General features: G+C 29.0%; 8 protein-coding genes and 1 pseudogene. 8 read left to right on the top strand and 1 reads right to left on the bottom strand.

The window, feature by feature from the left end; translation table 11 throughout:
• Positions 1-158 precede the first annotated feature (158 nt).
• From HMPREF1552_RS11015 to HMPREF1552_RS10980, 8 genes are all read left to right on the top strand, one after another.
• Positions 159-557 carry a MazG nucleotide pyrophosphohydrolase domain-containing protein gene (locus tag HMPREF1552_RS11015; protein WP_021745284.1) on the top strand — a complete coding sequence of 133 codons (399 nt, stop codon included), beginning with the start codon at positions 159-161 and terminating at the stop codon, positions 555-557.
• A gap of 130 nt (positions 558-687) precedes the next feature.
• Positions 688-2,343 (top strand): bifunctional UDP-sugar hydrolase/5'-nucleotidase, encoded by a 1,656-nt coding sequence (locus tag HMPREF1552_RS11010; RefSeq protein WP_021745283.1) that lies wholly within the window; start codon positions 688-690, stop codon positions 2,341-2,343.
• A 53-nt stretch (positions 2,344-2,396) separates the two neighbouring features.
• Positions 2,397-3,275, top strand: a complete 879-nt coding sequence (locus tag HMPREF1552_RS11005; RefSeq protein ID WP_021745282.1) for a hypothetical protein — start codon at positions 2,397-2,399, stop codon at positions 3,273-3,275.
• 15 nt (positions 3,276-3,290) lie between these two features.
• On the top strand, positions 3,291-3,761 hold the full coding sequence (locus HMPREF1552_RS11000; RefSeq protein WP_039901652.1) for a hypothetical protein: 471 nt from the start codon (positions 3,291-3,293) through the stop codon (positions 3,759-3,761).
• Between the two features lie 27 nt (positions 3,762-3,788).
• Positions 3,789-4,304: a hypothetical protein gene (locus HMPREF1552_RS10995; RefSeq protein WP_021745280.1), complete on the top strand. Its 516-nt coding sequence runs from the start codon at positions 3,789-3,791 to the stop codon at positions 4,302-4,304.
• Between the two features lie 323 nt (positions 4,305-4,627).
• Positions 4,628-5,938 (top strand): phosphopyruvate hydratase, encoded by a 1,311-nt coding sequence (eno, locus tag HMPREF1552_RS10990; protein ID WP_021745279.1) that lies wholly within the window; start codon positions 4,628-4,630, stop codon positions 5,936-5,938.
• Between the two features lie 166 nt (positions 5,939-6,104).
• A complete protein-coding gene (locus tag HMPREF1552_RS10985; protein ID WP_021745278.1) occupies positions 6,105-6,518 on the top strand; it encodes an adhesion protein FadA in 414 nt (137 codons plus the stop codon).
• A gap of 76 nt (positions 6,519-6,594) precedes the next feature.
• Positions 6,595-7,011 carry an adhesion protein FadA gene (locus HMPREF1552_RS10980; RefSeq protein WP_021745277.1) on the top strand — a complete coding sequence of 139 codons (417 nt, stop codon included), beginning with the start codon at positions 6,595-6,597 and terminating at the stop codon, positions 7,009-7,011.
• A gap of 270 nt (positions 7,012-7,281) precedes the next feature.
• Here the strand turns inward: HMPREF1552_RS10980 and HMPREF1552_RS10975 are convergent.
• Positions 7,282-7,639 (bottom strand): annotated as a pseudogene (locus HMPREF1552_RS10975) (hypothetical protein); the annotation flags it as partial.

The raw sequence follows: 7,639 nt of genomic DNA, 5'->3' as shown, positions 1-7,639 counted from the left end.
AGCGAGTTTTGTCTTTTGCTGTAAAATTGAAATTCGAGAAGCAGGGATGCAAGGGTATGGCGTTTGATACCCTTGCTTAAAATAACTTTAAAAATTAAATTTAAGAAATAAAAATAATGTTAAATAAAAAATATAAAAAGAAGGAGGTAATTTGAATTATGGATAGTAAAAAAAATAATAGTGATGATATGACACTTAAAGAAGTGCAGTACTTGATAAAAAGAATAGAAAAAGGAACTCTAAATGAGACAGATGATAATAAAATTAAGCAAAATAAAAAGGAAAATGGACAAAGGCTTATTTTGAAATTAATAGAAGAATTTGGGGAACTTGCCGAAAATATTAGAAAAAATGTGAGATATGATGGAGAAAATATAAAAGGTACTATTGAAGAAGAAGTGTTTGATGTTTTTTATTATATTATTGCGATTGCAAATGACTATGAGATTGATTTGGAAAAGATTTTTTATATTAAAGATGAATTGAATGAAATAAAATATGACAGGGAATTTTCAATTTTTGAAGCTAGAGAAAAATGGAAAAATATGAAGAAATAAATGTAAAATGCAGTTCACAAAATCTATAACTATTTAATTCTCAAATTTATTTAATTTTAAGAGAATTTAGTATGTTAAAAAAAATTTTAAGTATAGAAAATAAAAAGACTGAAAAGGAAATATAGATATTATGACAACAGAAAATACGGATACCATTTTAATAAAACGAGAAGTAAGTATAAAAATATTGGGAACAAGCGATGTTCATGGTAGAGTGCTTGCTTGGAACTATGCAGCTGATGAAGAGGATAGGTCAGGTTCTTATGCACAGATTTCAACATTGGTGAAAAAAATTAGAAAAAAGAATAAAAATGTGATTTTGGTTGAAGTTGGGGATGCGATTCAAGATAATTGGATAGAAAAATTTGCAATGGCTTCAAAACATCCCATCCCAGAAATACTAAATTACATAGGTTATGATATTTTTGTACCGGGAAATCATGAGTTTAACTTTGGAATGCCAACTTTATCAAATATATTGCGAGATATGAAATTTAAAAAACTGACTGCTAATTTGTATTACAATGAAAACGCTGAAAATGATACCAATTTTTCAAAAGATAAAAGCAGATATTTAGATGCTTCTACGATTATTGAAAAGGATGGCGTGAAGATTGGAATTATTGGATTATCAACTCCAATGTCAGCACAATTTGAAGAAGATACTGGCTATTTGAAGGATTTTTATTTTGTGTCGCCTATAAAGGAAACTCAGAAACAAGTAAAAAGACTTAAAAAGGAAGGTGCAAACGCTATTGTTGCAGTAGCTCATATGGGCATTGAAAATGAAAATGGAATTCCTGAAACTGGAGTAAGAGATTTAGCAAACGCTGTACCTGAAATTGATGTAATTGTAGCTGGACATATGCATCAGAATATACCAAAGGAAATAATTAATGGTGTTCTTATTACAGAGCCTCATAGATATGGAACTGTTATTTCAGAAGTAGACCTAAAATTTGAAGTGTTGGATGAAAATATTAAATTAATAGGCAAAGATTCTACGACTATTCCTGTAAAAGATAAAGAACCTGATAAAAAAATTGAAGAGATTTATAAACCTTTTCACAATAGGCTTTGCAGAATTGCAAATGAAAAAATAGGGAATACGCTAAATGATATGGTTCCCAAAGAAAAATATTACGGTGTGTCAGCAGCTTTTTCTAAAGATACTGGACTGTCGTCATTTATAACTGATGTTGAGCTTTATTACAGCGGTGCAGATGTCGTTTCATTTGCATACAATTATGAAAATGTAAAACTGGATAAAGGGGAAATTAAGAGAAAAGACATAGTTTACAACTACCGTTACACAGGTGGAGATGTTACAATTTACGAAATGACTGGAAAACAGTTAAAAGACTATATGGAATGGTCTGCTGATTATTTTGATACAATTCGGCCTGGAGATACTGAGTATCATTATAATCCAGAACGTGCCAACGGGAAATATGTAACATTTGATATTTTTGGCGGGGTAAAATATAAAATTGATTTAAGAAATGAAAAAGAGAATAAAATTACTAATCTGATGTTAGTTAATGGGACTAAAGTAACGCCTGAAATGAAATTAAAAGTTGGAATGAATGCCTATAGGTTTGAACAGCTGGCTAGAAAAGACGGTATTTTTGACGGGCAGGAAATTCCAGTCTTATGGGCATCAAAAGAAGCAATTGGAAATATAAAGGGAACTATTCAGAATATGATGATTGACTATATTCGAGATGTAAAAAAAGGTGTAATTGATGGAAAGAGCCATAATAACTGGGAAATAATTGGATTATAATTTAGAATTGCTGAAGGAATAAAAATAAAAAATACAAAAATGGAGAACAATTTATGAAAAAATTAACAATAGCATTTTTACTGTTAAGCAGTCTGAGCTTTGCTTACACAAGAAAGGAGCAAATTCAGGAAAATCTTTCAAAAATAGGAATAAAGCAGGCAATAATTGATGAAACAAAAAAAATTGATTATGAAATAAGAGATATTGTGGCTTTTGAAAATGATGAAACTGTAATCGGAGAAAAATTAAATAAACTGCTTGCCATCTTGAAAAAAGATGAGCGAAATTACATTGTGTCAGAAGATATTATCACAATTTATGAGTCTAAAATTGGAAAAGATTATGAAAAATATTTAGATTTATTCACAAAATACACTCCTTACGAGTATGAAAAATTATTTGCAAAAATGGTGTATTATCGTGGAATTGGAAAAAAAGATAAAAGTGATGGTTATTATAAAGAAATAGAAAAAAAGTATAACAATACTCCTATTATGGAAATTGTAAAAATATTTAACATCGCAAACGAAGATAATAGACAGATTCAAATAAAAAAAGTTTTAAATTTATTAAAAAGTGAAGATGTAAAAAGACAGCTTGGAATGACAGATGAAGAAGTTCATTCAATGAACTTGACTTACACATTAACAGAAGTGAGAAAATACTATAATGACGGCAAAATCGAAAAAGCAGTTTCAGAATGCATAGACAACGTCGTAAATGCCAATGTATCAAATGAAGTTCGGGAATATAACCGCCGAAAAGAAACGTTGCTATTATTAAATGTTTTGATGATAAATGAAGAAATTGCAAATAAAAAGTTGCGTAAACAAAATAAACAGAAGCTGGAAAGCACCTATATTTCTAAGGAAATAAAGAAAGCAACTGCAAAAGACGTAGATTATCTGGATAAATATTTGAATGAGATGTAGCGGGGAAAATTGAATATGAAAAAAATATTTTTATTTATATGCTTAATCTTGATGTTTATTTCTTGTGGAAAATTTGATAGAAAGAAATACAGCAATAAAGATTTAAAAAAATTGGATTTTAGTAAAAATTATGACTTTAAGCATAAAGAAGCTGTTACAGGAAATTCAGACTATTTTGAGTGGAATCTTGAATGTGAGAAGTTAAATTGTAATATTTCCTATTTAAATGGAGTCAAAAAATATTCAAGAAAAATTGTTTTAAAAGATTATAAACAAAAAAATAATATAATTAAGAAAATAATAAATGGGATGAAAAATCCAAACGAAAATGTAGTAATTGATGATCATTATCCAGAAAGCAAGATTATAATTTATGATAAAAATGAACATTATTCTTTTGATTCAAATGTTGAAAATAAGGAGTTTTATAAAATATTGGATAATTTGCTTGGAGAAAATCATGAGAGATTATTGGAAAAATTATAAACAAATTTAAGAAAGGAAATTAAATTTATGAAAAAAATTTTGTTAGTAATGATGTTGATGTTTTCAACGTTTATGTTTGGAAATCCAGAATTTGAAAAAAGTTATGGAGAAAGTATTACAAGCACTTTAAAATTTGGAATGACAAAACAGGAATTTGCTAAAATTATTCAGAAAAAAGCTCTGTCAAATTCACATGATGAAGGGAATTATGCGGTTTATTACTATGCTAATGTAAAAGATCCGCTGGGAATTGAAAGGCAGCTGAATAGTTTTAACTTTGTCGATGGGAGGCTAGTTTCTTCAGTTTTTGACTCACAAACTACCGATGCTGAACATGAACAAATAATAAAAATGTACATAAAAAACCAAAACAGGCTTTCTAAGGAAAAAATGACAAAACTGGAAGCAAAAGGAAGGCTGTTGCTGTATAACAGTAAAAAAACAATAGAAATTGCAAGAATGATAGACCACACTTTTATTACAGTACAAACTGCAGCGCCAAGGGTACTGGAATATAAAATTAGGTCAATAAAACAAAATTAAAGTAAAAACAGAAAAAAGTCTTTTGCCAGACAAGGACAAAAATAAATGGGAATATATCAAAATATTGATTTAGCTGTTAACAGTTTAGCTATCAGCAGCTAGGAAATTTAAGGATAAAACTCTTATTTTCAAAATTTTGATACTAAAATATAAATAATTAAAAATGAAAAGAACATAAAAATATTTTTATATTATTGAATTTTAACAAATTTTATTAAATTTTTTTGAAAAAATTGAAATTTTGTTTTGAAAATAAGCACACATTGTGATATAATTATAGTTGAGAAATATTATAATAAATAAATTTACGGAGGTAATTAGAAATGACTAGAATTGAAGATATCTATGCAAGAGAGATACTTGATTCAAGAGGAAATCCAACTGTGGAAGTTGAAGTTTACTTAGAAGGTGGAGCAATGGGAAGAGCATCTGTACCATCTGGAGCATCAACTGGAGAACATGAAGCAGTTGAATTAAGAGATGGTGACAAATCTAGATATTTAGGACAAGGTGTATTACAAGCAGTAGAAAATGTAAACAAAGTTATTGCTGAACACTTAATCGGATTTGATGCTTTAGACCAAGTAGCTATTGATAAAGCTATGATTGAGTTAGACGGAACACCTAACAAAGGTAAATTGGGAGCTAACGCAATCTTAGGTGTATCATTAGCAGTGGCAAAAGCAGCGGCTAACCAATTAGGTATACCTTTATACAGATATTTAGGTGGAGTAAACGCTAAAGAATTACCAGTACCAATGATGAATATCTTAAATGGTGGATCACATGCTGATTCAGCAGTAGACGTTCAAGAATTCATGGTACAACCTGTAGGAGCTAAAACATACAAAGAAGCATTAAGAATGGGTTCTGAAATTTTCCACCACTTAGGAAAAATCTTAAAAGCAAACGGAGATTCTACTAACGTAGGAAATGAAGGTGGATACGCACCATCTAACATTAATGGAACTGAAGGAGCTTTAGATGTAATTTCTCAAGCAGTAGAAGCTGCTGGATACAAATTAGGAGAAGACATTACATTCGCAATGGATGCTGCTTCATCAGAATTTGCAACTAAAAATGCAGACGGATCTTATACTTATACATTCAAAAGAGAAGGTGGAGTTGTAAGAAACTCAGACGAAATGGTTGAATGGTACAAACACTTAACTTCTAAATACCCAATCGTATCAATTGAAGACGGACTTGCTGAAGATGACTGGGATGGATTCAAAAAATTAACTGATGCAATCGGAAAAGATGTTCAATTAGTAGGGGATGACTTGTTCGTTACTAACACAGTAAGATTAGCTGAAGGAATTAAAAAAGGAATTGCTAATTCAATCTTAATTAAAGTAAACCAAATTGGTACTTTAACAGAAACATTGGATGCAATTGAAATGGCTAAAAAAGCTGGATATACTGCAGTAGTATCTCATAGATCAGGAGAAACTGAAGATGATACAATTGCTGATATTGCAGTTGCTACAAACGCAGGACAAATTAAAACAGGATCTGCTTCAAGAACAGATAGAATGGCTAAATATAACCAATTATTAAGAATCGAAGATGATTTGGCTGAAGAAGCTGTTTATGAAGGTAAAAAAGCATTCTATAATATCAACATTAAATAATAATATAAAATTTTAATAAAAGTCAAAAGAATAAAAATATCTCTTTTGAAGGCAAATAAAATATATTTGAAAGAGATATTTTTAAATAAAAATTGACAATTATTGTTAAATGATATATAATATAAAAGATAATTAAAATAGATAACAAATTTTAGGAGGCGAAATAATGAAAAAAGTTGGAATTTTATTCATACTTCTAAATGTTCTATCGTTTTCAGCAGTTTCTGCAAAATCTACTAAAACAACAACAACAACAACACAATCAGTAATTGGTAGATTTAATCAACTTGAAGCAGAATATGAAAGATTGTTAAATATGGAACAACAAGAGTATGATAAATTAAAGGCAACCGCTGATGCAGCAACAAATAAATTAGCAGAAAAAGAAGCTCAAAAAGCTCAACTTCAAGAAAGAATATCAAAAGTTGAAGCTGCTGGAGAAGCAAAAGCTTTCAAAGCAGAATATGCTGAATTAGCTAAAAAATATAAATCTGTAGTTAAAGCACTGGATAATGAAATTAAGTCTTTAAAAGCAACAATAGATAATTTCACAGCTATAGAAACATTGAAATCAAATTAAAAAAATGAAAGGAGATACGAGATAATATAAAAATTTAGCTCACTAAATTTATCTTATAAATTCTCGTGAATATAAAATGACAAAAAAATTATTAGTATCATTAGGAATCTTAGTATTAAGCAGTATTTCATTTGCTGCACCTACAAAACAAGCAGCAACAAGACCTTCAGCAGGAGGTTCTATTGAAAATAGTTTAAATAATCTAGAAAATCAATTAAGTAGATTACAACAAATGGAAGATTCAAAATTTAGAGAACAAGAAGCTCAAGCTAATGCAGCAGTTCAAAGATTAAGTAATTATAATGCAATGCAAGTTAAAATTGATCAGAGAATTGCTGAAATTGAAGCAAATGCAGAAGCTAGTATTTTTGGGAAAGAATTTAAAGCAAAAATTGCTGAGTATAAAAATTTAAGAAACCAGTTAGATAAAGAAATTGCTAAAGAACAACAAGCTATAGAGAATTTTGAATTAATTAGATCTTTAAGACAATAATTTAAAAATTATATTCTCTTTCTTTAATAAAGAAAATAGGTTTATGTTTTTTATAAGTATAGCTATTAATAATTAGTATTTTGAATAAAGTTCAAAAGAAGCTGTCTCAAAATGATTAAAATTTTGGGTTCAGCTTCTATATTTTTATCTAAATTAAAAACTTTCTAGTTTCTTGCAGTTATTTGATTAGAATATTTCTTAATCATAAATCGCAATATTAATTGTGACATTTTACTAAATTTTTTTAAACTAATTTCGTGTAAAAATTTTTCAAATGGTGTTGCATAGTTTAAACATTTTTTTATCCTTGAGTTTATCAACATTAAGGTTCTTATCAAGTCTTCTGTATCTATTTTTGATATGTCGGTCTTCTTTGGGTAAAATTCTCTTAGAAGACCGTTGCTGTTTTCGTTGCATTTTCTCTGCCACGAGCCAATAAGGATTTGCAAAATAGAATTCTATTCCCATCTTCTTCACTTCTTCCCAGCATGAAAATTCCTTCCCCCTGTCTGATGTGAAAGTCTTGAATGCTCCTTGTGGAATACTGGCTGTCAGCCGTTTTATTGCTTCTAACACTGAATTTTTACTTCTATTTTTCATCTTTATTGCCACATAAAACCTTGTCTTC

The organism is Leptotrichia sp. oral taxon 879 str. F0557 (assembly GCF_000469385.1).
GTDB classification, from domain to species: Bacteria; Fusobacteriota; Fusobacteriia; order Fusobacteriales; family Leptotrichiaceae; genus Leptotrichia; species Leptotrichia mesophila.
Note: the sequence above shows the minus strand (reverse complement) of the source record. Positions and strands in the feature narration are given on the sequence as shown.

Coding starts and splice junctions, on each gene's coding strand:
- HMPREF1552_RS11015 (WP_021745284.1), top strand. CDS start 159: ATGGATAGTAAAAAAAATAATAGTGATGATATGACACTTAAAGAAGTG.
- HMPREF1552_RS11010 (WP_021745283.1), top strand. CDS start 688: ATGACAACAGAAAATACGGATACCATTTTAATAAAACGAGAAGTAAGT.
- HMPREF1552_RS11005 (WP_021745282.1), top strand. CDS start 2,397: ATGAAAAAATTAACAATAGCATTTTTACTGTTAAGCAGTCTGAGCTTT.
- HMPREF1552_RS11000 (WP_039901652.1), top strand. CDS start 3,291: ATGAAAAAAATATTTTTATTTATATGCTTAATCTTGATGTTTATTTCT.
- HMPREF1552_RS10995 (WP_021745280.1), top strand. CDS start 3,789: ATGAAAAAAATTTTGTTAGTAATGATGTTGATGTTTTCAACGTTTATG.
- eno (WP_021745279.1), top strand. CDS start 4,628: ATGACTAGAATTGAAGATATCTATGCAAGAGAGATACTTGATTCAAGA.
- HMPREF1552_RS10985 (WP_021745278.1), top strand. CDS start 6,105: ATGAAAAAAGTTGGAATTTTATTCATACTTCTAAATGTTCTATCGTTT.
- HMPREF1552_RS10980 (WP_021745277.1), top strand. CDS start 6,595: ATGACAAAAAAATTATTAGTATCATTAGGAATCTTAGTATTAAGCAGT.